The organism is Allomuricauda sp. ARW1Y1 (assembly GCF_013407935.1).
Lineage (GTDB): Bacteria > Bacteroidota > Bacteroidia > Flavobacteriales > Flavobacteriaceae > Flagellimonas.
The window spans coordinates 765,051-790,060 of record NZ_JACBZU010000001.1 but is presented as its reverse complement, the minus strand read 5'-3'; the positions used below and the strand labels follow the sequence as shown (position 1 = coordinate 790,060).

General features: G+C 44.8%; 17 protein-coding genes. 12 read left to right on the top strand and 5 right to left on the bottom strand.

Translation table 11 applies throughout. The features are described 5' to 3' along the window. Positions 1-30: 30 nt before the first annotated feature. Positions 31-1,038 (top strand): class 1 fructose-bisphosphatase, encoded by a 1,008-nt coding sequence (gene fbp / locus GGE08_RS03600; protein WP_179383521.1) that lies wholly within the window; start codon positions 31-33, stop codon positions 1,036-1,038. Here fbp and GGE08_RS03595 read toward each other — a convergent pair. Next, entirely contained in the window at positions 1,035-1,463 is a 429-nt protein-coding gene (locus GGE08_RS03595) for a TerB family tellurite resistance protein (protein WP_179383520.1), read from the bottom strand. The two genes, fbp and GGE08_RS03595, sit on opposite strands and share 4 nt — an antisense overlap. A 91-nt stretch (positions 1,464-1,554) precedes the next feature. On the opposite strand from GGE08_RS03595, the gene GGE08_RS03590 reads away from it, so the two are divergent. The 8 genes from GGE08_RS03590 to mfd all read left to right on the top strand — a co-directional run bounded on the left by GGE08_RS03590 (position 1,555) and on the right by mfd (position 14,378). Beyond that, positions 1,555-2,583, top strand: coding sequence for a ligase-associated DNA damage response exonuclease (locus GGE08_RS03590; protein ID WP_179383519.1), 1,029 nt, complete (start codon positions 1,555-1,557; stop codon positions 2,581-2,583). Continuing rightward, positions 2,580-4,292: an ATP-dependent DNA ligase gene (locus GGE08_RS03585; protein ID WP_179383518.1), complete on the top strand. Its 1,713-nt coding sequence runs from the start codon at positions 2,580-2,582 to the stop codon at positions 4,290-4,292. The genes GGE08_RS03590 and GGE08_RS03585 overlap by 4 nt, the downstream gene beginning before the upstream one ends. Then, complete coding sequence (locus tag GGE08_RS03580) at positions 4,289-6,751, top strand: ligase-associated DNA damage response DEXH box helicase (RefSeq protein ID WP_179383517.1); 2,463 nt, start codon at positions 4,289-4,291, stop codon at positions 6,749-6,751. Before GGE08_RS03585 ends, GGE08_RS03580 begins: the two co-directional genes overlap by 4 nt. Positions 6,752-6,790: 39 nt before the next feature. Beyond that, positions 6,791-7,024, top strand: a complete 234-nt coding sequence (locus GGE08_RS03575; protein WP_179383516.1) for a hypothetical protein — start codon at positions 6,791-6,793, stop codon at positions 7,022-7,024. Then, a complete protein-coding gene (locus GGE08_RS16245) occupies positions 7,009-7,302 on the top strand; it encodes a type II toxin-antitoxin system RelE/ParE family toxin (RefSeq protein ID WP_179383515.1) in 294 nt (97 codons plus the stop codon). Before GGE08_RS03575 ends, GGE08_RS16245 begins: the two co-directional genes overlap by 16 nt. After that, on the top strand, positions 7,303-7,935 hold the full coding sequence (gene pdeM, locus GGE08_RS03565; protein ID WP_179383514.1) for a ligase-associated DNA damage response endonuclease PdeM: 633 nt from the start codon (positions 7,303-7,305) through the stop codon (positions 7,933-7,935). Positions 7,936-8,627: 692 nt separating this feature from the next. Then, on the top strand, positions 8,628-10,346 hold the full coding sequence (locus GGE08_RS03560) for a BspA family leucine-rich repeat surface protein (RefSeq protein WP_179383513.1): 1,719 nt from the start codon (positions 8,628-8,630) through the stop codon (positions 10,344-10,346). 555 nt (positions 10,347-10,901) lie between these two features. Continuing rightward, complete coding sequence (gene mfd / locus GGE08_RS03555) at positions 10,902-14,378, top strand: transcription-repair coupling factor (RefSeq protein ID WP_179383512.1); 3,477 nt, start codon at positions 10,902-10,904, stop codon at positions 14,376-14,378. 279 nt (positions 14,379-14,657) lie between these two features. On the opposite strand, the gene GGE08_RS03550 is transcribed toward mfd, so the two are convergent. The 4 genes from GGE08_RS03550 to GGE08_RS03535 all read right to left on the bottom strand — a co-directional run bounded on the left by GGE08_RS03550 (position 14,658) and on the right by GGE08_RS03535 (position 19,265). After that, positions 14,658-15,815, bottom strand: a complete 1,158-nt coding sequence (locus GGE08_RS03550) for a serine hydrolase domain-containing protein (protein WP_179383511.1) — start codon at positions 15,813-15,815, stop codon at positions 14,658-14,660. A gap of 319 nt (positions 15,816-16,134) precedes the next feature. Continuing rightward, on the bottom strand, positions 16,135-18,117 hold the full coding sequence (locus GGE08_RS03545; protein WP_179383510.1) for a DUF3352 domain-containing protein: 1,983 nt from the start codon (positions 18,115-18,117) through the stop codon (positions 16,135-16,137). 74 nt (positions 18,118-18,191) lie between these two features. Further along, positions 18,192-18,851: an aspartate kinase gene (locus tag GGE08_RS03540; RefSeq protein ID WP_179383509.1), complete on the bottom strand. Its 660-nt coding sequence runs from the start codon at positions 18,849-18,851 to the stop codon at positions 18,192-18,194. 54 nt (positions 18,852-18,905) lie between these two features. Beyond that, complete coding sequence (locus GGE08_RS03535) at positions 18,906-19,265, bottom strand: YraN family protein (protein WP_179383508.1); 360 nt, start codon at positions 19,263-19,265, stop codon at positions 18,906-18,908. A gap of 170 nt (positions 19,266-19,435) precedes the next feature. On the opposite strand from GGE08_RS03535, the gene GGE08_RS03530 reads away from it, so the two are divergent. The 3 genes from GGE08_RS03530 to metG all read left to right on the top strand — a co-directional run bounded on the left by GGE08_RS03530 (position 19,436) and on the right by metG (position 24,915). Continuing rightward, on the top strand, positions 19,436-20,950 hold the full coding sequence (locus tag GGE08_RS03530) for a DUF1800 family protein (RefSeq protein WP_179383507.1): 1,515 nt from the start codon (positions 19,436-19,438) through the stop codon (positions 20,948-20,950). Between the two features lie 10 nt (positions 20,951-20,960). After that, entirely contained in the window at positions 20,961-22,679 is a 1,719-nt protein-coding gene (locus GGE08_RS03525; protein ID WP_179383506.1) for a DUF1501 domain-containing protein, read from the top strand. Positions 22,680-22,818: 139 nt separating this feature from the next. After that, positions 22,819-24,915 (top strand): methionine--tRNA ligase, encoded by a 2,097-nt coding sequence (metG, locus tag GGE08_RS03520; RefSeq protein ID WP_179383505.1) that lies wholly within the window; start codon positions 22,819-22,821, stop codon positions 24,913-24,915. Positions 24,916-25,010: the final 95 nt, after the last annotated feature.

Genomic DNA, 25,010 nt, shown 5'->3' with positions numbered 1-25,010 from the left:
ATATTTGTCCTCAAATAAAACAGCCTTTCCATGTTTGAAAAACAACATCGCACGCTCGGTGAATTCATCATCGCCAATCAAAATTCATTTCAATATACTTCTGGGGAACTTTCACGACTGCTCAACGGGATTCGCTTGGCCGCAAAAGTAGTGAATCACGAAGTGAACAAAGCGGGATTGGTAGACATTATCGGCGCTGCGGGAGATACCAACATTCAAGGGGAAAACCAACAAAAATTGGATGTTCTGGCCAATGAAAAATTCATCCAGACCCTTAAAAATCGTGAAATTGTTTGTGGCATTGCTTCGGAAGAGGAAGATGACTTTATCAGCATCAACAGTTTTGACAAACAGCACCAAAACAAATATGTGGTTTTGATAGACCCTTTGGACGGCTCATCCAACATTGATGTAAACGTTTCGGTGGGGACCATTTTTTCCATTTACAGAAGGGTCACTCCGGTAGGAACGCCAGTGACCTTAGAAGACTTTTTACAGCCCGGAAAGAATCAGATTGCGGCGGGTTACATTATTTACGGCACATCGACCATGCTGGTCTACACCACTGGGGACGGGGTAAACGGTTTCACGCTTAATCCAGCCTTGGGCACCTTTTACCTATCCCATCCAAATATGGAATTTTCGGAAACAGGGAATATCTACAGCATAAATGAAGGTAACTATGTGCATTTTCCCCAAGGGGTAAAGGATTATATCAAATACTGTCAAATGGAGGAAGGAGATAGGCCCTATACTTCACGGTATATCGGTTCGCTGGTCTCGGATTTTCATCGGAACATGATCAAGGGGGGGATTTACATCTATCCCAAAACCAGCAAGGCGCAAAATGGAAAACTTCGTTTGCTGTACGAATGCAACCCCATGGCGTTTTTGGCCGAGCAGGCCAATGGTAAGGCGAGCGATGGCTTTCAGCGAATCATGGAAATCCAGCCCACCGAATTGCACCAAAGGGTTCCTTTTTTCTGCGGAAGCAAAAAAATGGTAGAGAAAGCGGAGGAATTTATGGCGAAATACTAGCTTTCGCGCCTTACCAATTCGTGATAATCCTCGAATGGAATTCTTCCTGTAAAAATTTTGATGGATTTATCGACGAGTTCTGCTGCCGATTTCGGTGAGAAGCCAAGGCCAATAGCATATTTCTCCACTATGCGCCTCTCTTGTTCGTCAATATCATGGTCTGAGAAAATAATCTGAAAAAATTCGAATAGCCTCTTATATCGTTGCTCGCCACTGTGAGGAGTCTCGATTGGATATTTGTTCTCCTTTTTCATCACCTCCTTAAATTCCTCCTCGCTGATGTTCAATTTAAAGGCAAACTTTTCCAAAACGGCCATCTCCTTGGGGTTGATTTCTCCATCAACAGCTGCCAAACTTGCCAAAGTGGCAAAATGAGCCAAGTTTTTCTTGTGGTCCCCGTGCTCGTAAAGATCTAAAATGGGCATATCTCAAATTTTGTGGGACAAATATAAATCTTTAAAAGAGATTAAAATATATAAAATGGGCACCAAAAGAAATTTGTAATTTACGACTGCTATGAAAACACCTTTGCTGCAATTTACCCCCAAAGGAATCTACTGTGAACAAGCGGATGTGTATTTGGACCCATGGAGACCTGTGGATAAAGCCATCATTTCCCACGGACATGCCGACCACAGCAGATGGGGGCATCAAAAATACATTACCCACCACAAGAATGTTCCCATTGTACAACATCGTCTAGGCGATGTGAACATTTACGGTAAGGATTGGGGCGAGACCTTCAGCTTGAACAATGTAAAGTTCAGTTTGCACCCAGCCGGACATATTGTGGGTTCTTCCCAAATACGGGTAGAGCACAAAGGGGAGGTTTGGGTCTTTACGGGGGATTACAAAATCGAGGACGACGGTCTCACCACGCCCTTCGAATTGGTAAAGTGCCACACCTTCATCACCGAATGTACCTTTGGGTTGCCTGCCTTTCAATGGAGACCGCAACAAGAGGTCTTCAACGACATCAACCAGTGGTGGGCCCAGAACAAATCGGAAGGAAAAACCTCCGTATTGTTCGGTTATTCCTTGGGCAAGGCACAGCGTTTGCTCAAACATTTGGACACCTCCATCGGAAAAATTTACACACACGGAGCCGTGGAGAACATGACAGAGGTATTACGGCCCTTGGTCGATTTACCCCCGACCCATTTGATTACCAAGGACACCAAAAAAGACGAGCTTTTGGGCAACATCGTGGTGGCACCTCCTAGTGCCCACGGTAGCACTTGGATCCGCAAAATGGTGCCCTATGTAACGGCTACGGCAAGCGGATGGATGGCGTTTCGGGGTGCCCGAAGACGCAGGGCCATTGATAAAGGCTTTGTGTTGAGCGACCATTGCGATTGGAGCGGACTTTTGAAAACTGTTGAGGCCACCGGTGCTGAAAAAATCATCTGTACCCATGGCTACACCGATATTTTCTCCAAATATTTACAGGAACTGGGCTACGACGCCCGAACCGAGGCTACGCAATACGAAGGCGAGCTATCCGAAGATAATACCACTGAACAGGAAAAATCGGAGGTGGAATGAAACAGTTTGCCCAACTCATAAAAACCTTGGATGGCACCAACAAAACCAATGTAAAGGTGCAGGCACTTTCCAACTATTTTTTAGAGGCGACCGATAAGGATAAGGTTTGGACCATTGCGATTCTCTCCCACCGAAGACCTCCACGACCAGTAAACACAACTTTGCTGCGCACATGGGCCGCGGAGCTCTCCAACATCCCTGCTTGGCTGTTCGAAGAAAGTTACCATATTGTGGGAGATTTGGCAGAGACCATTGCCTTGGTAGTACCATCATCAGAAAAAGGCTCCAAAAAATCATTGACCACATTTTTACAGGAGATGATTGCCCTAAAACCAAAGTCCGAAGCAGAAAAAAAAGAATACCTATTTCAAAATTGGTCCGTGCTGGATTACTACGAAAGGTTTGTCTTCACCAAATTGATTACAGGTGGTTTCCGGATTGGGGTAAGCCAAAAATTAATGACCCGGGCACTTTCCAAAGCTACGGGTATCGAGGAGGACATTCTCGCCTACAAACTAATGGGCAATTGGGACCCCAACCACATTTCATTTCACGATCTTGTTTTGGAAGAAAAGGAGAGCGATTACCTATCCAAACCCTATCCTTTTTACTTGGCGTATGCTGTGGAAGAAGATGTTTCCGACTTGGGGGATGTAAACCAATGGTCCCTAGAACACAAATGGGATGGTATTCGCTGCCAAGTGATTCTTCGAAATGATGAACTCTTTGTTTGGAGCCGTGGGGAAGAACTGGTTACAGACAAATACCCTGAATTTGAGGCCTTCGTAGGCGTTATCCCTAACGGAACAGTATTGGATGGTGAACTGCTCCCCTATCCCAAGGGCGAAATCGGAACTTTTAAAGATTTGCAGACACGCATCGGCCGTAAAAATATTTCAAGATCACTTTTAGAAAAGATTCCCGTCAAATTGAAAGTATATGATATTTTGGAATGGAAGGGGAAGGACATCAGGAATAAAACTTATCTGGAGCGAAGAAAAATTTTAGAGTCTGTGATTTCTACTACGCTCAATCATCAGGACGCCGAGCGCTGGTCATTGAGCGCCCGCCTGCCGGACGGGCAGGAAGTCGAAATGAGTCGAAGCAACTCATCTGGTAACCAATTACCGTTGCTCCTATCCGAACGAATGCAATTCGATTCTTGGGAAGAGGTGGCCAAAGAAAGGGAAAAGTCAAGGGAAAAACGCAGCGAGGGCCTTATGCTCAAACGAAACGAATCCACCTATCAAGTTGGGCGCAAAAAAGGGGATTGGTGGAAATGGAAAGTTGACCCGCTCACCATTGATGCCGTGCTCACTTATGCCATGCGTGGACATGGTCGTCGAAGCAATCTTTTTACCGACTATACCTTTGCCCTTTGGGACACGAACGAACAAGGGGCAAAAGAACTGGTTACCTTTGCCAAGGCATATTCCGGGTTGACCGACAAAGAGTTTAGACAGGTGGATGCCTGGATCAAGAAAAATACCTTGGACCGTTTCGGCCCTGTCCGAAGCGTCACCCCACAGCACGTATTTGAAATCGCTTTTGAAGGTATCGCTCCTTCCAAACGCCACAAAAGCGGTGTCGCTACCCGTTTTCCAAGAATTTTGAGATGGCGAAAGGACAAGAAAATCGAAGAAGCCAACACATTGGACGAGTTAAAAGCACTAATCCCGAGCAAAGTGAAGGAATCCAATAAGAAATGAGTCAAAAGGACCTCTTCCATATCGCCGAAAATTGGTTCCAAGAACAAGATTGGAAGCCATTCCCTTTTCAAAAAGAGAGCTGGAAAGCTTTTTTGGATGGAAAACACGGCCTATTAAATGCTCCCACGGGTAGCGGAAAAACCTATGCACTTTGGTTTCCCATCGTGCTCAACTACATTAAAAACAATCCTGATTACAAGACCAAGCACAAAAAAGGACTAAAAGCCATCTGGATCACGCCATTGCGAGCACTTTCACAGGAAATCAAACAATCCGCTGAACGCATCACCCAAGATTTGGAAACGCAAATGACAGTGGGCATCCGTACAGGCGATACCTCCACTAAGGAAAGGGCCAAAATGCGTACCAACATGCCCGACCTTTTGATTACTACCCCCGAAAGTTTACAATTGTTGCTATCCTCCAAAAATTATGCTAAAACGTTTAAGGATTGCTCGGCAATTGTGGTGGACGAATGGCACGAATTGTTGGGCACCAAACGGGGCGTTCAAATGGAACTCGGGCTATCCCGCCTAAAAACAATTTGCAAAGATTTACGTATTTGGGGCATATCGGCCACCATTGGGAATTTGGAACAAGCACGGGAAGTACTGTTGGGGCCCACCTCCCCAGAACTGGAAAATTCGGTTTTGGTCAAGGCCAACCTCAACAAGAAAATCACCGTCAAAAGTATTATTCCGAAGCAAATGGAAACCTTTCCTTGGCGCGGACATTTGGGGCTGCATCTTTTGGACCAGGTGGTGCCCATCATCAACAATAGCAAAACCACCTTGCTTTTTACCAATACCCGTAGCCAATGCGAAATATGGTTTCAGAAAATATTGGAAAAATATCCTGAGTTCGCTGGGGAAATGGCGATGCATCACGGCAGCATCAACAAAGAAACCCGATTATGGGTAGAGCAGGCCATTCGCAACGAAAGCCTAAAGGCTGTGGTATGCACATCCAGTTTGGACCTTGGTGTGGATTTTGCCCCTGTGGAAACCGTTATCCAAATTGGTGGGCCCAAAGGCGTTGCCCGATTCTTGCAGCGCGCGGGACGTAGCGGTCACCGACCTGGTAAAGAAAGCGTCATTCATTTTCTACCCACTCATGCCATAGAGCTGGTCGAAGCTTCGGCCATGCAAAAAGCTGTACTGAACAGTGCAGTCGAAGACCGCATCCCCTATCTGAACAGTTTCGATGTTCTTATTCAATATTTAACAACCCTGGCAGTTTCGGATGGATTTTATCCTGATGAAATCTATCCAGAAATCAAACAAACCTTCTGTTATCAGGGTATTTCAGATGAGCAATGGCAATGGCTGCTCAATTTTTTGGTAATGGGAAGCCAAAGTCTCAAGAGCTATGATGAATACAAAAAAGTAGAGGTAGAAGAAGACGGCAAATTTAAAGTAAACAGCAGGGCGGTAGCAATGCGTCACCGTTTTCAAATAGGAACCATTGTTGGGGATGCCACCATTTCGGTTCGCTATCAAAAAGGAGGGTATATTGGCAGTATCGAGGAATATTTTATCTCCAAATTGAGCCCCGGCGATGTTTTCACCTTTGCAGGGCGAAATCTGGAATTCATAAGGATCAAGGGAATGGCCGCACATGTTCGAAATTCCTCCAAACGGACAAACAAGGTTCCTAGCTGGATGGGCGGACGTTTGAGCTTTTCTGCAAAGATGTCCGAGTTATTGCGTCAAGAATTGTACACCGCCGAACTGGAATTTGTCGAGCAATCGGAAGAGATACAGGCTTTGCAGCCCATGTTCAACAAACAACGGGAGGAAAGCATTGTACCCCAGCCCCATCAGTTTTTGATCGAAACCTTCAAGACCCGTGATGGCTACCATCATATGTTCTATCCGTTTGAGGGCAGAGCCATTCACGAAGGGATGAGCAGTCTCTTGGCCTATCGCATCAGTTTATTGACGCCGATAACCTGCTCACTCGCATTTAACGATTATGGTTTTGAGTTGCTATCGGACAGGGAAATCAACATTCAGGAGATTTTGGACAACAACCTTTTTACGCCGGAGTATATGTTGTCCGACCTACAAAAAAGTTTGAATTCCAACGAAATGGCACGTAGAAAGTTCCGTGATATTGCCGTTATCAGCGGGATGGTGTTTACGGGCTATCCGGAAAAAGGTGTCAAAATGAAGCATCTGCAAAGCAGTTCGGAATTGTTGTTCGATGTGTTCCGTGATTTTGAGGATGACAACCTGCTCTACCAACAAGCCTATACCGAAACCTTTGAACACCAGCTGGAAGAAGGTCGACTGCGATTGGCTTTGGAACGTATCGGTGAACAAGAAATCGTTTGGCGAAAATGCTCACAACCTACACCCCTCTCATTTCCCATTATCACGGACAGGTTGCGGGAAAAATTATCCAACGAAAAATTGGCTGACCGTATCAAACGGATGACAAAACTTCTGATGAAGTGAAGGATCCATGAAATGACTATCTTTACATAAAAAGAGTTTATGGGCATTGCTGATCTTCAGACGGACATTATCAAAAATGTGTTGTCAATAAAAGACAAAGAAACGCTTTTGCTTTTTAAGGAGATACTATCTTCCCAAGACCTAAAAAAAGAGTACAAGCTTTCAAAATTTGAAAAGAACTTTATATCCGAGAGCATTGCAGGGTATAAATCGATTCATACTATTTCCAATGATGCCGTTTTTAAAAAAAATGAAGAATGGCTAAAGGAATAGTTTGGACTCCAAAAGCAACCAACCTCTTCACCAAAATTCTTGAATTCTACTGCCAAAGAAATCATTCCAAAACGTATAGCAGAAAACTTAACAAGGAAATAAATGAGACTGTTAAACTATTGGCAAAATACCCCTTTATTGGTTTAAAGACGGATATGGAAAACATTCGGGTCCTCATCAAGGGTGACTTCAAGATTTTTTATGAAATTCGTTTGGCTGAAATTGTGATTCATCTAGTTTGGGATTCGAGGCAAGACCCCTCTAAACTAAATTTGTAGATGATCTTGGACATCCATATACAAGGCAAGAAGTTTCACCTCCACCCCTTGGGTGGCCTATTCTGGGAAGAGAAGTCGTTATTGTTGATCAGCGATGTGCATCTGGGCAAGGTATCCCATTTTAGAAAATTTGGTGCCGCCGTACCCCGAAAGGCCATTCACAAAAACTTCCTGCTTTTGGATAAAATCGTTTCGGATTTTCAGCCTTTTCAAATCTGTTTTTTGGGCGATCTGTTCCATTCATCGCTCAACAAAGAATGGGAATTGTTCGAGAATTGGGTAGGCAAAACACCTGCCGAAATACTTTTGGTGGCAGGCAACCACGACATTATTGCCCCCGAAAAGTTCGAAAAACTAAAAATTTCCATATTTCCGGAGTTGGTTATTGACTCTTTTTTATTGACCCACCATCCCGAAGAACGTGAGGGCCATTTTACCTTTTGCGGTCATATTCATCCCTCCATTAAACTCAAAGGTTTTGGAAGGGAACGCATCAAATTGCCCTGCTTTTTTAAGTCCAACAATCAAATGATTCTCCCTGCTTTCGGTCAATTTACGGGCACCCATTCCCTTGACCCCAAAGATTCGGATGAAGTTTTTGTCATTGTTGAGGATAGTATTATTAAGGTTTAGCTTTGCTTCGTCATTTCGAAATGAGGCACGAAGTGACGATGGAGAAATCTGTTTGAAAAACTCAAGTTCAAATTCAAGTATCAAGTTCAAAGTTTAAGGTTTAAGGTTTAAGGTTTAAGGTTTAAGGTTTAAGGTTTAAGGTTTAAGTAAAAAAATAGTTTTTGGGAAATTCTCACCAAACCGATGCCAGCTAACCATCCTGAATGTCTCACGTCATTTCGACATGAGGCACGAAGTGACGATTGAGAAATCTGACGGAAAAACTCAAATTCAAGCACCAAGTTCAAAAAACTGTCTTCTTGGGTCTTGGTTCTAGATTCTTGGTTCCTATTTCTCGGCTCTCCACTGAACAAGGTTCTCGATACATTTTTTGTCTCTTTTTTTACAAAAACCGCCAAAAAACACTCGAACTGACACTCCATCTTACAAAACCGTCAAGTTCAACTGCCTCCTGCAAACTGCACACTGATTCCCGACTCTTTACCCGTAACTCGCAACACGAAACACGTAACTCTAAACTCCCGACTTCCAACTTCTAAAATCTCAAATCTCCCATCTAAAATCTACCCTCCCAAAAAAAATCCGTCAGATCAGAAGCACCATCCGTCAGATCAAAAGGGGCATCCGTCAGATCGTGCCCATTTGTGAACTTAAAATACCGCATCTTGCTCCTTATTTTTAAAACAATTATTATGAAAGTAAAACATCTGTTATGGTCGCTTTTGGCCATCATCGTAATGTGGTCCTGTGGAAAGGACGACGACCCAGAACCTCCGGCAGCCGCGCCGACCATTGCCAACTTCACCCCCGAATCCGGGCCAGTGGGCACTGAAATTACCATTAACGGTACCAACTTTAGCACCACGGTGGCGAGCAACACCGTAAAAATCGGTACCGCTACGGCAACGGTAACCGCTGCTACGGCCACCCAGCTCAAGGCCACAGTGCCCACAGGCGCAACCACGGCCAAGGTGACCGTAACCGTGGGCGGAAAGACCGCCACAAGCACCAAGGACTTTACCGTGACCGTTCCTAACGAAGATGACCCAAATGGTGATGATCCAAATGGCGACGACCCCAATGGTGACGACCCCACCAACGAAGCTCCCACAGCCGAAGACCAAAGCTTTGAGGTAGCGGAGGATGAGAGCTTGATTGGCTCTGTGGAAGGCAGCGACCCCGAAGGGGACGAACTGACCTTTGCCCTGGTGACCGACGAGAGCGAGCTCTTCCAAGTGGCCGAGAACGGCGAGATCAGCTTGGCCGAGGGCAAGAACCTTGACTTTGAGACCGCCACCGAGCATACGCTGACCCTTAGCGTAAGCGACGGCACCAACGAGCCCGTGGAGTTTACCGTGACCGTAAAAGTGGTCAACGTGATCGACACCCTGTTTGAGGACCCAGCATCCTTTATTATGGAGTTTGATGTAGCGGCTGGACAGGAATTGAAGATTGGGTTAAACAACCAATATGAGTATAACTACAGTATTAACTGGGGCGATGGCACGGAGGAAAATTATACCACCAATGAAAACCCAACCCACACCTATGATAATGCTGACACCTACACCATAGCTATAAAGGGTGTTTTTCCCGCACTACGTATGGGATTTGCAGATATTGATAGTAGAAGCGCTCTGGTAGATGTGGCCCAATGGGGCACCAATGTATGGCAGAGTATGGCAAATGCCTTTGCATCTTGTACAAACTTAATAGATTTCAGTGCTACAGATGTGCCTGATTTATCGGAAGTCGTCGATATGAACAGTATGTTTTCAGAAGCCACTCTGTTCAATGGAAATATTGGTGATTGGGACACAGGTAATGTAACAAACATGTATGGAATATTTGCAAATGCCCATGCCTTTAATCAACCTTTGGTCCAAACTGAGGGAGGATGGAATACCAGCAAGGTAACGAATATGTCCTTTATGTTCTACAATGAGGGAGGAACCCATACTTTTAACCAAGACCTAAGTTCATGGGATACCAGCAATGTGACAGATATGTCCTATATGTTCAGTAGTTTTGGTGGATCCCATGCTTTTAACCAAGATTTAAGTTCATGGGATACTAGTAATGTTACGGATATGATCTATATGTTCTACAATGAGGGAGGATCCCATGCTTTTGACCAAAGTTTGGCCGCTTGGGATATTGGTAGTGTAACGGATATGAGTTATATGCTAAGTAATAGTGGAATGAGCCCGGAAAACTACAGTGCCACTTTAATTGGCTGGGGCAATAAAGCAGATGACCAGATTCCAGACTACATCAGCCTAGGTCCTCATGGCCTTGAATACTGTAGTGGAGTAGCTGTGTCATTCGCGATATCGAATTTAACCAACCCCGTCGCAAATGGAGGCAATGGTTGGACCATCAACCATGCTGGGGCTGTAAACTGTCCATAACAACCACCTAAATACCATCTTGCCCTCGTCCCATACAGGGTAAACAGAGCCACCGGCGGCCTTCGGGTTTCCGGTGGTTTTTGCATTCCGCACCTGTTGCGGAATCTCATCCTTTCGGGCGAGATGTCATTCCGTGCGGTTGCTGAGCCGTCATTCCGTGCTTGACACGGAATCCAGATAATATGTGTGGATTCCTGCGTTCGCAGGAATGACAGGTACAGTATGACGATAATTGGTCATTTCGACATGAGGAACGAAGTGACGATGGAGAAATCTCATTCAGTGCCAAATCTTTAAACGTAGATTTCTCACATTCGTTCGAAATGACAAAGAACACTATTTGTGCTAATTCGTGAAATGAGTGTCAACTGCATACTGCCAACTGAATCCTGACTTCCGACTTCTGACTTCGAACTCCCCACCTTCGCTCCATAAACTCGATGTAACATCCTAATCTCACCAAGCTCACACAAGTTCAACCTCATCAAAACAAACCCAAAAAAACATTTTCAGTAAACCTTTTCGCGGTTTATCTTTGCCGCAAAGTTTTTTGGATTGACCAAAACCCCGATTTCACAACTTTTTGAACAGTCTCCCCAACTAGGGAAACTGAGGGAGATTATTGCCCAACCTGTCACTTCGAGCTGTCACCCTGAGCTTGTCGAAGGGGCAGTCGAGAAGTCATCGGCTTCACGAAAAATCAATATTAAAGGACTAGTCGGTTCTTCCCTTTCCTTTGTAATCGCTGAAGCTTTCAAGTCTGCCGAATCGCCATTCTTGCTCATTTTGAACGACAAGGAAGAGGCTGCTTATCTTTTGAATGATTTGGAACAGTTGATCGGAGAAAAAGATGTGCTTTTTTATCCGGGAAGCTACCGAAGACCGTATCAAATTGAAGAAACGGACAATGCCAATGTACTCCTACGTGCAGAGGTGTTGAACCGTATCAATTCCAGAAAGAAACCGGCAATAATCGTTACGTATCCCGATGCCCTTTTTGAGAAAGTGGTGACCAGAAAGGAACTGGACAAAAACACCCAGAAAATAAAATTGGGCGATGAAATCTCGTTGGATTTTTTAAACGAAGTGCTGTTCGAATACCAGTTTAAACGGGTGGATTTTGTGACCGAGCCGGGCGAATTCTCTGTTCGTGGGGGTATTGTGGATGTCTTTTCCTTCTCTCACGATGAACCTTATCGTATCGAGTTCTTCGGGGATGAAGTGGACAGCATTCGAACTTTTGATGTGGAAACCCAGCTTTCCACGGACAAGGTGAAGAAAATTACCATCATACCCAATGTGGAAAACAAGTTTACCGAGGAAACACGGGAAAGCTTCCTCAAATATATTTCGGCCAACACGGTGGTCTTTGCCAAGAACCCGGCCTTGATCTATGACCGTATCGATTCCTTTTTTGAAAAAGCTGAGGAAAGCTTTGCCAAACTGAGCCAAGAGATCAAACATGCGGCTCCCAAAGAACTTTTTGTGGATTCAGCTTTGTTGAAAGAGCAGTTGAAGGATTACTTGTTCGTTGAAATTGGGGCTTCGACTCCGCTCAGCACAAGCTCCGTCGAGAAGCAGACAGAAGCATCTCCCTCAACTGCGCTCGGGATGACAGCTTCCATTATCCAATTTAATACCAAACCCCAGCCCTCGTTCAACAAAAAGTTCGATTTGCTCATTGAAAATCTCAATGACAACCGGGATGCAGGTTACAGTAACTATATTTTCTGTTCCACGGAGCAACAGGCGAAACGTTTTCACGACATTTTTGATGAAGTGGACGAAACGGTGCACTACCAAACCATCATTTTTCCGCTGTTCCAGGGTTTTGTGGACCAAGATCTAAAAATAGCCTGCTATACCGACCATCAAATCTTTGAGCGCTACCATAAGTTCCATTTGAAGAATGGCTACGCCAAAAAGCAGGCCATCACCCTTAAGGAACTCAACAAACTGGAGATTGGTGATTACGTTACCCATATCGATCATGGCATTGGGAAATTTGGTGGACTGCAAAAAATCGATGTGGAGGGCAAAAAGCAGGAAGCCATCAAACTAATTTATGGTGACCGGGACATCCTATACGTGAGCATCCACTCGCTGCACAAAATTTCCAAATACAACGGCAAGGACGGTGCCCCTCCAAAAATCTTTAAGCTAGGTTCCGCTGCTTGGAAAAAACTGAAGCAAAAAACCAAGGCAAGGGTCAAAAAAATTGCCTTCGACCTTATTAAGGTATATGCCAAACGAAGACTTGAGAAGGGTTTTCAGTATGCGCCCGATAGCTATCTCCAGCACGAATTGGAGGCTTCCTTCCTCTACGAAGACACCCCGGACCAAGAAAAAAGCACCCAAGACGTCAAGAAGGACATGGAGAGCGAACGTCCGATGGACCGCCTCATCTGTGGGGATGTAGGCTTTGGAAAAACAGAGGTTGCCATCCGTGCCGCATTCAAGGCCGTGGACAATGGCAAACAGGTGGCCGTTTTGGTTCCTACCACCATTTTGGCTTTTCAGCACCATAGAACATTTTCCGAACGATTGAAAGAAATGCCCGTAACCGTGGATTACCTCAACCGTTTTAGGACAGCAAAAGAGAAAAGGGAGACCCTGGAGAATTTGGAAAGTGGGAAAGTGGATATCATTATTGGAACACACCAACTGGTCAACAAAAATGTAAAATTCAAGGATTTAGGATTGTTGATAGTAGACGAGGAGCAAAAATTTGGGGTGTCCGTCAAAGAAAAACTGCGTTCCATCAAAGAAAACGTGGATGTGCTCACCTTAACGGCCACACCTATTCCAAGGACCCTTCAATTTAGTTTGATGGCTGCCCGTGACCTATCCGTTATCAATACGCCACCGCCGAACCGCTATCCCATCGAGAGTCAGGTGATTCAGTTGAACGAAGAAATTATTCGGGATGCCATTTCTTACGAAATCCAACGGGGCGGACAGGTCTTCTTTATCCATAATAGAATTGAAAACATCAAAGAGGTAGCAGGGATGATTCAACGCTTGGTACCTGATGCCAAAATTGGAATCGGCCATGGACAAATGGAAGGCAAAAAATTGGAAAACCTTATGCTCGCCTTTATGAACGGCGAGTTTGATGTGTTGGTTTCGACCACCATCATTGAAAGTGGTTTGGACGTGACCAACGCCAATACCATTTTCATTCACAACGCCAACAACTTCGGTTTGAGCGACCTGCACCAGATGCGCGGACGTGTGGGTCGAAGCAATAAAAAGGCTTTCTGCTATTTCATTACCCCGCCTTACGAAGTGATGACCACCGAAGCGCGCAAACGTATCGAGGCTTTGGAGCAGTTCACCGATCTGGGCAGTGGTTTCAATATTGCGATGAAGGATTTGGAAATTCGCGGTGCCGGAGATCTATTAGGCGGTGAACAGAGTGGGTTCATTAATGAAATTGGGTTTGAGACCTATCAAAAAATATTGTCCGAAGCCATTGAGGAGCTCAAGGAAAACGAGTTCAAGGAATTGTATGAGGAAGTCGAGGGCGACAAGGAAAAGGTATATGTGAAAGAAATGCAGTTGGACACCGATTTTGAACTGCTTTTCCCTGATGACTACATCAACAATATTACGGAGCGACTCAACCTCTACACCCAACTGAATGAAGTAGAAGATGAAGAAGGCCTTCAAAAGTTTGAGGCACAGCTGGTGGATCGTTTTGGAGAGTTACCGGAACCTGCTATTGACTTGATGAACTCCGTTCGAATTAAATGGATTGCCACGCATATTGGTCTGGAAAAGGTGATTATGAAAAAAGGCAAATTTATCGGGTACTTCATCGCCGATCAGCAATCCAGTTTTTACCAAAGTGCGGTGTTTACACAAGTGTTGCAATATGCACAAACACATCCGCAACTGGTAAAACTCAAGGAAAAACAGACCCGAAATGGTCTACGTTTGTTGTTGGTTTTTGATAGGATTACGAGTGTGGATAAGGCTTTGAGGGTCTTGGAGCCTTTTACACCTCAAAAAGAGAATGTTTCAGCATAGAATGGATTTCTCATATCCGTTCGAAATGACATTCATACAACTATAGTCATTTCGACAGAGCAAAGCGACGAGAAATCTCAAAAAGTCATCTTTCCAGACATGCTTTAGCATCCAGCTCAGACAAAAATAGATTTCTCACTACGTTCGAAATGACATTTACAGACCCAAAGTCATTTCAACAGAGCAAAGCGACGAGAAATCTCAAGCAGTCAAGATTCCCTGCATACTTCGACTTCCTGCCTGTCGCAGGCGGGGACTCAACATCCGCACAGAATGACCTTAAAAAGCCTCATACACCTGCTTTACAAACTCCCCTATTTTTGATGGCTCCAACCAACGGGTCACAATGACCAACCCATTTTTTTGGTCCACCACAATAAAGTTGCCTCCAAAACCTGCAGCGTAGAACACATGCTCCGGAACACCCTCCCAATGGCGGTCTCCTTTTTGGTTGAGCCACCACATATAGCCATAATTAACATTGGGTATAGAAGGTGTAGTGGCTTTTTTGATCCAATCTTCGCTGATGAGCTGCTCATTTTCCCATTTCCCGTTGTTCAAGAACAAGGTTCCAAAACGGGCCATATCCTCTGTGGAAATAAAAAGTCCGGCACCCGAATGTCCTCCCCCGGTCACGGATTTCATTTTAATACCATCAACAACAGTCCAGGCGTTCTCGTAGCCAAACCAACGCCAAGAGGTTGTTGCCCCAATTTTGTCCATCAATTCTTCTTTGAGGACCACGGGAACAGGTTTTCTCCACACATGGGTAAGCGAATAGGCAAGAACATTAACACGAACGTCGTTGTATTCCATCACGGTTCCCGGTTCGTTCAGTTTGCGGAACTTCCAATCGTCCAATCCACCTTCTCTGGGTGGACGGTCCGCCCAATCCTTGCCACCCCAGAGCTCACCCGACCAATCGGAATTCTGTTGCAACAAATGCTCCCATGTAATCTTGGAATTATGTTCTCCATCAAAAGTGCCATCCCAAATATAATCGCCCACTTTATCTTTAGTATCCTTTATCAAACCATGATCTTCAGCCAATCCGGCAACGGTGGATAAAAAACTTTTGGTGACGCTAAAGGTCATATCCACACGTTTGGTATCGCCCCAAGAGGCCAAAACATAGCCGTTCTTCATAATCATACCGGCAGGACCACCTCGTTTTTTGGTCGGACCCAAAATTTGATGGAAGGGTTCTCGTTTAAAACCTTCCAAAATGGCAATCCGCAAGTCCCGAGACCCTGAATATTCATTGGCATTGGCAAATGCTACGGCTTTGTCCAATGCAGATTGGTCAAACTTGAATTGTCCGTTTTCTGCCGTTTGCCAAGTTTCGTGGCGTTGAGGAAAGTTGATTTCTTGCCCGTGGGCCATAAAGGTTGTGGCAAAGGCCAACAGAAGTGCTGTTGTCACTAAACAGTTTTTCATTTTTCGGAGGTTTGGTTTGGGTAAGAAAGGTAGTGATTGTTGGGGAATTTATCGTCTTTCAAAAGACTTAGTGTAGCTTTTGCCAATCATCTACAGCGATAGGATCCCGTGTCATACTTGGACTACGCTCAGCACCCGCACGGAATGACAATTACCCCTCAACGGTCATTTCGACAAAGCGAAGCGACGAGAAATCTAAAAAAGTCATCTTTTCCAGGCATGCTTTAGCATGTAGCTCAGACAAAAATAGATTTCTCACTTCGTTCGAAATGACATCACCCTTCAATGGTCATTTCGACAGAGCGAAGCAACGAGAAATCTAAAACCGTTTTTTGTGAACCTGATCCCCGGTTTTATCATAATATCGCCAAGTGCCGACCTGCTCATCCTCCCGAAAACGACCCCTTATTTTTCGGGTACCGTCGGGATAGAATTCTTCGTAGCGACCATGTTTTAGGCCATCTTTCAAATCCACTTCAAACCAAGTGTTCCCATTGGCATATTGCTTTCGGAACGATTTGGCATTCAAATCGGTTGGATACATAGGTTTAAGGTCAAAAATGGCATCGGTAATTTCCATTGAGTCGGAAACTGGCTTTTTTACCGTTGTTATATCCACGGACCCTTCCTGTTTCATGGCTTTCTTGACTTCTCCCACATCCTGATACTTCAGTACCAGTCGACTTTCAAATAGGTCATCCTCAGGAGTCAGTTGCAGCCCTACCTGTGGAAAGCAAATGATAAAATCCTTGTTCTTCAGCATTTTTTGTTTGGTCGGTGCATCGGCCAAGGCATACATATTGTCAAAAAGCAAAGGCACGTTACTGTACACCAAAACCGTGGATTCGGAATCGAACTTTTCATCAAAACTTTTGAACTCTTTTGAAGTTGCCAGGATTTCCCCTTCCGATACTTTATCAATTATACCCTTTAGGGTATTGGGACTATCACTAAAGATCACAAAATCGTCAATTTGGGTGAAGTAGGGTTTGTCAAACTCATCAAACCTACCGCCCAGTAGCATCTTAAAAAAGCCTTTGATGGAGAGAAAATTGATTTCGTAATCCTTATAATTGACCGCCTTAAACTTGACAGGCGTTTTTTTACGGATCTGCTCTACCACAAAATCCAGATGGGTCTTGGCAGCTTGGGCATCGTTTGCCTTGAGTACCAAAGCCATGTCGTTCTTGCCCTTGTTTATGTGGGATTGAATCTGAAGCACGGCAATTTCGTCCCCAATCCAGCTTATAAAACGTTCCTTCACATCGATTTTAAGGAACTTCTCCACCTTGGCAATACTTGTTTGGTAACTCTCGAACTGCTCGGGGTCGTTCTGTTGGACAATTTCGAAATTCTTATAGAACTCAGCGAAGCTATCAAACCCATAACTGATGTACAGGGCCGTACTGTTAGGGGCCACTTCGGGAACAGACCGTTTGGCCGTGCCAGATTTTTGCAACGCTTCCAAATAATATTCGTTCACGCCGCTGATGTTGGTATATCCATTGGCAGTGAGGGTACTGTTCTCATCCAGATCAAAATAGAAACCGGAGAACAGGAAATTTTCACTCACCCGCTTTACCCAATCCGAAGGGCGGTCCGAGTACATTTGAACGTAATCATCAAAATAATGGTATTGCACATACATTCTGAAGAGATCTTCATGTCCCACTTTTTGATTGATCTCCAAAAAATTTAGATTGCGTCCCAAAACCGGTTCCGAATACTGATCAATGGAAGCCTCCACCAAAGTATGGGTATACGATGCCACCAACTGGTTTTTGATAAAGGCCAAATACATGGTCTCTTTGCTTTCCCTGTCGTGGACTTCCAAAATCTCATGTTCGTGATAGGTACGCTTGCTCAACACGTAACCATCATCCAACAAGGTGTTCAGATAGGTTTTGAGCAGTTGCAGTTTGGCTATTCGCTTTAAGTCCAGTACATAGAATATTCCATAGTCCTTGGGCGAAATCATATGGATGGAGATGAACAGGGAACGATTATCGAAAAACTCGAACAGTTTATGGTTGTTATTGAAAATCGTATCTACCCGTTGAATATTCTCGGTGAGGTCCGAAAAATAGGCGTTCTTCTTGAGGTGGCGCCATCCTTCGCTCTTGCTGATCTGCTCCCAACTCTCTACGGGCTGTTCCGATTCAATAATGAAAACCGCATCTTTGGGAATCAGGTAAATGGACTGCAGATTGGTCTTTGGGGAAAGAATAAAAATATAGGCCAGATAGCACAGGTACAGTACGATCAGACCCAAAAAACCGAACAAAATCCTTTTTTTGGTCATTTTTCAAAAAAGCGTCTTTTTCAAGAACGAAGAAGATCTCTTTTTAGTTTAGACCACCGAACTGGAAACTAATTTTAAAGTGATTTTAAATCCTTGATGGTCTTGAAGGCAACATCCACCTGTTCGTCGTTCACCAGAATGGTAAACTCGTTGGTCGTGGAAATCACCTCATAGAGCACAATGCCCTCCCACGCCAATCGCTGAAAAATGAAATAATAGATTCCAGGCACCGAGACGTTTTCAGCAGGCAACTTTACCGTAATGGAAGAAAGTCCTTCGGCCTTTTGGGTACAGCGTTCCATTTTGAAGTATTTCTCCACTACCCCGTCCATTACATTGCTGATGACAATATTGATTTCGTTCACGCCACGCGATGAAGTATAGAACACATCCTGATTGGCATTTACCTCTTCCAATAGCCTTGCCTGTTGTTCCAATATCGTGTCCGAAGCCAAAAAGGTATAATCCGTTAGGTTGGAACGTACCGTAATCTCCCCAATATTTTTAAGGACCTTTACAATTTTATGGGTGGCCCTAAACTCCAAATCATCCGAAAGGCGTTTGAGTGCCATCACAATGGCGCCGTCCTTTACATCCTTTCCAAGCTCTTCGGCGATTTCAGGTTTTATTTGACGTGACAAAGAGGTCAGGTTAATGATTCCCTGCGCCAAAGCTGTTTGCAAAAAGGGCTTTTTCTTGATGTAATGCTCGACTACCGCTGATATTGTTTTCATGGATTGGCTTGGTTTTCAACAAAAATAACATATTGTTATAAAACAAACAAATGGTTAGAAATGATAGAAGGCATTTTCAATATGCTCAATATCAAAACGGTCAGCATATTTGATTACGGTGATAATGTCAAACCTCACCTCCACATCATCTTCCATTTCCTCCACAAAGTGATTGGCCGCCATGGTCAACAACTTTATCTTTTTAGGATTGATAGTATTGGAAATATCTTCCAAAAAACCACTGGTTCTCGACTTTACCTCTATAATCACTAAGATATCCCCTTGCCTTGCGATAATGTCGATTTCGGCCTTGAGATAACGGTAGTTTTGCCTTACTATCTGATATCCCGAAGCTTTTAAAAAGTCGATTGCTTTTTGCTCTCCAAGCTTGCCAAATGTGTTGTGATCACCCATAGATTTGGTAAAATTCTAAAAATTTACTGCATTTCATCGAAAAATTTGGTAGTTCACGGACTTTAGAACGTTAAGATTGTAATTTGTTGGCTCAATTGAACCACATCCAATACTAGCATAAACATATAGTTGCCCCAAAACTATGTACCTAATTAACGCCAGACATTGCTATGGAGTACTTTATCAATTGTAATTCCTCAACCTTGGCGCCGTACACTACTCCATTGGACGAGTTACGTGCGGCCCACTTGTACCGAAGGCTCGGATTCAGTGCCTCAGTGCAGACCATTAACGCCGCTGTTGGACAAACAGCAGGCACCCTAATCGACAATTTGGTAGATCAGGCGCTCGCCACCCCGGCCATTCCCGCACCGGAATGGGCAGATTGGAACAACGCCAATTATCCGGAAGACGACGATCTTGCCCGCCAACTGCGAAGGGCCCATATTGAAGATTTCACCACGGCCTACGGAAATGCCTTGGTCAATAACGAACTGCACGAAAGGATGAGTTTCTTTTGGAGCAATCACTTTGTGACCCAATTGGAAATCTACGATTGCCCCGGATTCCTTTATTACTATATCAATTGCCTTCAGCGCAATGCCTTGGGCAACTTTAAGACCTTCACCAGTGAAATCGGTTTAACGAGTGCCATGCTCTATTATTTGGATGGCGTCCGCAACCGGGGAAACAATCCAAACGAAAATTATGCCCGTGAGCTTTATGAGCTCTTTACCATGGGCGAAGGGAACAACTATACCGAAGAAGATATCATTGAAACCTCCAAGGCGCTATCCGGTTACACCGAACGTGGTGAAGAGGGATGTACCCAAGTAACTTTTGACCCCACGGAGTTCAACACCGACAACAAGACCATTTTTGGACAGACTGGAAATTGGGATTACGATGACGTTATCGATATCCTTTTCAATGAACGTCCGAATGAAATCGGTTGGTTTATCTGTAAAAAATTATACGAATTCTTCGTTCACCCAGATTCTACCGGTGACGAAGGAAACGGCATTGCCCCACAGATCATTGATGGGATGGCCCAAACGTTTATCAGCAGTGGGTTTGAGATTGCTCCCGTACTGCGACAACTGTTCAAGAGCCAGCACTTTTTTGATGAAACCGCAATCGGAGTCATTATAAAAAGCCCCGCAGATCTCTATTTCAATTTTTTGAAAGAGACTGGTTTCTCTTATGATGATGGTACCATTATGAATATGATGGATTCGTGTTCCCTGATCGGTCAACGCTTTTTCAACCCTCCAGAAGTGGAAGGTTGGCAACGCGACCGAACCTGGATCAATACCAATTTCATCATTGGTCGATGGTTGACCATGGAGGTGTTCTTGGAGCGATTTTTCCAAAATAACCCAGAAGAGTTTAGGGATTTAGCGGTAGCTGCTGTTGGACCTGCCAATAGCAATACCAGCAATCCTGAAATTGTGGTCAGGGCCTTGGTCAACAAGTTCACGCCCAAGGGTCTTTTAACGGATGCCGATTTTGAACGGGCCATGGATGCCTTCAAGATTGACGATGTTCCCGAGGAATATTATTCTCCCGATTACTATCCGGGAGGTACGAGCCAGTGGATGCTGCAAATCAGTGCAGAAACTCCAACACAGGTGTATATCCTGTTGCGCCATTTGTCCCGCGAACCCGAATTTCAACTCAAATAACCCCATCACCATGTGCGATAATCACCACACCCACGATAATTCCCCTTTCAAAGGCCTAGAACACGAAGGCCACGATCTGGAACACAAAAAATGGAGCCGACGCTCGTTTATCCAAGCTTTGGGCATAGCAGGTTCGGGATCCATGTTTTTGGGAAGCCATTTTGTAACAGCTTCCTCACCATCACCGTTAACGGCTGCCGTAGCGGCTGCAGAAACGGACAATATTTTGATATTGATTCGATTATCAGGTGGGAACGACGGTCTCAGTACCGTTATTCCTATCCAACAATATGATACCTACGCCAATGCTAGGCCCAATATCTACATCCCGGAAAGTAAGGTCCTAAAGCTTACCGACGATTTTGGAATCCCTACTTATATGAGTGCACTCGAATCACTTTGGGGCGATGGCCAGTTTAAGGCCGTGCACGGGGTTGGGTACGAAAACCAAAGTCTTTCCCATTTTACGGGATCGGATATTTTTGCCAACACAGACTTGACCACAACCGGATTTTCCGGTGAAAACACAGGCTGGATGGGCCGTCACTTTGAAAACCTGTATCCCGATTACCTCATTAATCCGCCAGCGGCCCCTGCAGCCATACAAATTGGCAACTTGGCCAACTTGGTCTTCCAAGGGGAAGAAACCAACTATGCCTTTGTGACCAATAATGTGGACCAATTGGAACAAATTGCAGAAACAGGTTCCTTCTACGAAATTGAAAATGCGCCTTTTGGCGATTGTATGTATGGTGACCAGCTTCGATTCTTAAGGGGAGTCGCCAATACCACCTACGAATATGCGGGCACCATTCATGATGCCTACATGAGGGGACAGAACCAAGTGGAGTATCAGGATAACGGCTTCGCCCGTCAATTGGCGCTCTTGGCGCGATTGATCAAAGGAAACCTGGGCACCAAAGTGTATATGATCTCCTTGGGAGGTTTTGATACACATGGAAATCAGCCTATCGTTCACGAACGTTTGATGTCCAACCTATCCGTAGCCATCAATAACTTCTATGAAGACTTGGCCTTTACCGAACAGGACGACAAGGTGTTGAGCATGACCTTCTCCGAATTTGGCCGCAGGATCTTTGAAAATGGTTCCAACGGTACAGATCACGGAAAAGCGGCCCCCACCCTCTTCTTTGGTTCAGGATTGAGCGGAAGCGCCTTTGTGGGCGACCACCCATCCTTGGACGAACCCAACAATCGTGGTAACTTGGATTACACCATGGACTTCCGAAACCTTTACGGCACCGTATTGGCGGAGTGGCTCTGTGTTCCAAGACAAACGGTGGAACAGCATTTATTGGGACACCCCTACCAAGCCGTGGACTTAGGGTTCAACTGTAGTGGAGAGGTGTTCGACGATATTGCGATGGACAATGATCCTCCGACCTTACCGGAAACACCGCCAAGCCAAGACCCTTTGGATCCAAACATCGATATTTTGGATACGATAGAACACGCCGCAATCTATCCCGCGACCTCACCAAGAGATCCCTACATCCATCTGGAAATGCCTGTTTCGGCCCATGTGGATATTGAATTGTTCAATATTCTCGGACAACGGGTGGGCACACTGTTCAACGAGATGATGTTGGAAGGAGCTGTGGACATCAATATCCGTCAACGCATGCGTGACAGCTTGTCCACAGGAAAATATATTTACCGAATCTCTGTTGGAGATAAGAAAATGAGCAAATCCGTGATGATTGCTTAACGATTATACTTAGTCATTCATTTTTTGGAAGCCCTTCGGAAATGCACCCCTCACCCCAAATAGGGTCGCATTTTCGGGGCTTTCGTTTTTTGTGCGTATCCCGTTAAAATCAGTATTTTTGGGGCTTAATTAAAATTACATGGCTCAAAATACTTCTCCTTCCAGATACACCATCACAGCGGCACTCCCCTACACCAACGGTCCCATTCATATTGGGCACTTGGCCGGTGTTTACGTTCCAGCAGATATCTATTCCCGCTATTTACGGTTAAAGGGCAAGGATGTGGCCTTTGTATGCGGGAGCGACGAACACGGTGTGGCCATATCCATGAAGGCCAAAAAGGAAGGGGTAACCCCAACCGAAATTATTGATAAATACCACGGCATCATCAAAAAATCCTTTGCCGATTTCGGAATTTCCTTTGACAACTACTCTCGGACTTCTGCAGAAGTGCATCATAAAACCGCATCGGAATTTTTCAAAAAAATGTACGGGCAAGGAGATTTTATCGAAGAGGAGACCGAACAACTGTACGACGAAGAGGCCAACCAATTTTTGGCAGACCGATTTGTTATCGGTACCTGTCCCCGTTGCGGCCACGAAGAAGCCTATGGTGACCAGTGCGAAAATTGCGGCTCTTCCTTAAATGCCACGGATTTAATCAACCCAAAATCCACTATTACTGGAACCGTTCCTACCTTAAAAAAGACCAAACACTGGTTTTTGCCCTTGGATCGGTACGAAGGTTTTTTGAAACAGTGGATATTGGAAGACCATAAATCGGACTGGAAACCCAATGTCTACGGACAATGCAAATCGTGGATCGATGAAGGTTTGAAGCCACGGGCCGTTACCCGCGATCTCGACTGGGGCATTCCTGTTCCCGTTCAGGGCGGCGAAGGAAAAGTGCTCTATGTGTGGTTCGATGCACCCATTGGCTATATTTCTTCCACCAAGGAGTGGGCCGAGCGCGAAGGCAAGGATTGGGAGCCCTACTGGAAGGATAAGGACACCAAATTGGTTCACTTTATCGGTAAGGACAATATTGTATTCCACTGTATTATCTTCCCAAGTATGTTAAAGGCGAATGGCGACTTTATCCTACCCGATAACGTACCCGCCAATGAATTCTTGAACCTTGAGGGCAACAAACTTTCCACCTCAAAAAACTGGGCAGTCTGGTTGCACGAATACCTGGAAGAATTTCCCGATATGCAAGATGTCCTCCGCTACGCTTTAACAGCAAACGCCCCAGAGACCAAGGACAACGATTTTACGTGGAAGGATTTCCAGTCCCGAAACAATAATGAGCTGGTAGCCATTTTTGGGAACTTTGTAAACCGTGTGGCCGTTTTGACCCATAAATATTATGATGGCAAAGTACCAACACCCACTGAACTTTTGGAGGTTGACAAGGAGGCCCTGAAAGTTTTAAAAGAATTTCCCGAAACACTTTCCTCATCCTTGGAGCGCTACCGTTTCCGGGAAGGAAGTCAGCAATTGATGAACTTGGCGCGTTTGGGCAACAAATATTTGGCCGACCAAGAGCCTTGGAAACTGATTAAAACGGACGAAAAGCGCGTACAGACCATTATGTATGTTGCCCTCCAGATTGCCACAGGACTCGCTATTTTAAGTGAGCCCTTTTTGCCGTTTACCTCGAATAAGCTAAAGGGAATTTTACGTCATGCCGAACTTGATTCAGCATCCCATTGGGATGATATTGCAACAAATGATGTGCTGCTTCCTGCTGGGCACCAACTCAACCCAAGCGAGCTACTTTTTAGGAAAATCGAGGATTCCGAAATTCAACAACAACTGGACAAATTGGAAGCCACTAAAAAAGCAAACGCATCTACCTCCACCAACTCAAGTGATATGGACAAGGAAATAACACCCCAAAAAGATACCATTACCTATGATGATTTCTCCAAACTCGACATGCGGGTGGGAACAATCGTCGAAGCTGAAAAAATGCCAAAGGCAGACAAACTCTTGGTCTTAAAAGTGGACACCGGTTTGGATACCCGGACCATTGTATCGGGCATTGCCAATAGCTTTAAACCCGAGGACATTGTGGGAAAAAAAGTAACTGTCCTGGTCAATTTGGCTCCCAGAAAATTACGCGGAGTTGAAAGCGAAGGGATGATCTTGATGACCGAAAACACCGATGGAAAGTTGGTTTTCGTAAATCCTGATGAAGACGGGGTTGGAAATGGGGAAGGAATAAATTAATTCATATCCGAAGAAACTGTCGCTTCAATCACTAGCCTGCCTTAGCGGAAGAACTTTTCGATGGCGCTCGAAGTGACAACTACTAAAAAAACATC

What these genes read in the sequence shown, in the direction of transcription:
- GGE08_RS03525 (WP_179383506.1), top strand. Translation starts at nt 20,961, where the DNA reads ATGTGCGATAATCACCACACCCACGATAATTCCCCTTTCAAAGGCCTA.
- fbp (WP_179383521.1), top strand. Translation starts at nt 31, where the DNA reads ATGTTTGAAAAACAACATCGCACGCTCGGTGAATTCATCATCGCCAAT.
- metG (WP_179383505.1), top strand. Translation starts at nt 22,819, where the DNA reads ATGGCTCAAAATACTTCTCCTTCCAGATACACCATCACAGCGGCACTC.
- GGE08_RS03545 (WP_179383510.1), bottom strand. Translation starts at nt 18,117, where the DNA reads ATGACCAAAAAAAGGATTTTGTTCGGTTTTTTGGGTCTGATCGTACTG.
- GGE08_RS03535 (WP_179383508.1), bottom strand. Translation starts at nt 19,265, where the DNA reads ATGGGTGATCACAACACATTTGGCAAGCTTGGAGAGCAAAAAGCAATC.
- GGE08_RS03575 (WP_179383516.1), top strand. Translation starts at nt 6,791, where the DNA reads ATGGGCATTGCTGATCTTCAGACGGACATTATCAAAAATGTGTTGTCA.
- GGE08_RS03595 (WP_179383520.1), bottom strand. Translation starts at nt 1,463, where the DNA reads ATGCCCATTTTAGATCTTTACGAGCACGGGGACCACAAGAAAAACTTG.
- GGE08_RS03590 (WP_179383519.1), top strand. Translation starts at nt 1,555, where the DNA reads ATGAAAACACCTTTGCTGCAATTTACCCCCAAAGGAATCTACTGTGAA.
- GGE08_RS03530 (WP_179383507.1), top strand. Translation starts at nt 19,436, where the DNA reads ATGGAGTACTTTATCAATTGTAATTCCTCAACCTTGGCGCCGTACACT.
- GGE08_RS03580 (WP_179383517.1), top strand. Translation starts at nt 4,289, where the DNA reads ATGAGTCAAAAGGACCTCTTCCATATCGCCGAAAATTGGTTCCAAGAA.
- GGE08_RS03560 (WP_179383513.1), top strand. Translation starts at nt 8,628, where the DNA reads ATGAAAGTAAAACATCTGTTATGGTCGCTTTTGGCCATCATCGTAATG.
- GGE08_RS16245 (WP_179383515.1), top strand. Translation starts at nt 7,009, where the DNA reads ATGGCTAAAGGAATAGTTTGGACTCCAAAAGCAACCAACCTCTTCACC.
- pdeM (WP_179383514.1), top strand. Translation starts at nt 7,303, where the DNA reads ATGATCTTGGACATCCATATACAAGGCAAGAAGTTTCACCTCCACCCC.
- GGE08_RS03550 (WP_179383511.1), bottom strand. Translation starts at nt 15,815, where the DNA reads ATGAAAAACTGTTTAGTGACAACAGCACTTCTGTTGGCCTTTGCCACA.
- GGE08_RS03540 (WP_179383509.1), bottom strand. Translation starts at nt 18,851, where the DNA reads ATGAAAACAATATCAGCGGTAGTCGAGCATTACATCAAGAAAAAGCCC.
- GGE08_RS03585 (WP_179383518.1), top strand. Translation starts at nt 2,580, where the DNA reads ATGAAACAGTTTGCCCAACTCATAAAAACCTTGGATGGCACCAACAAA.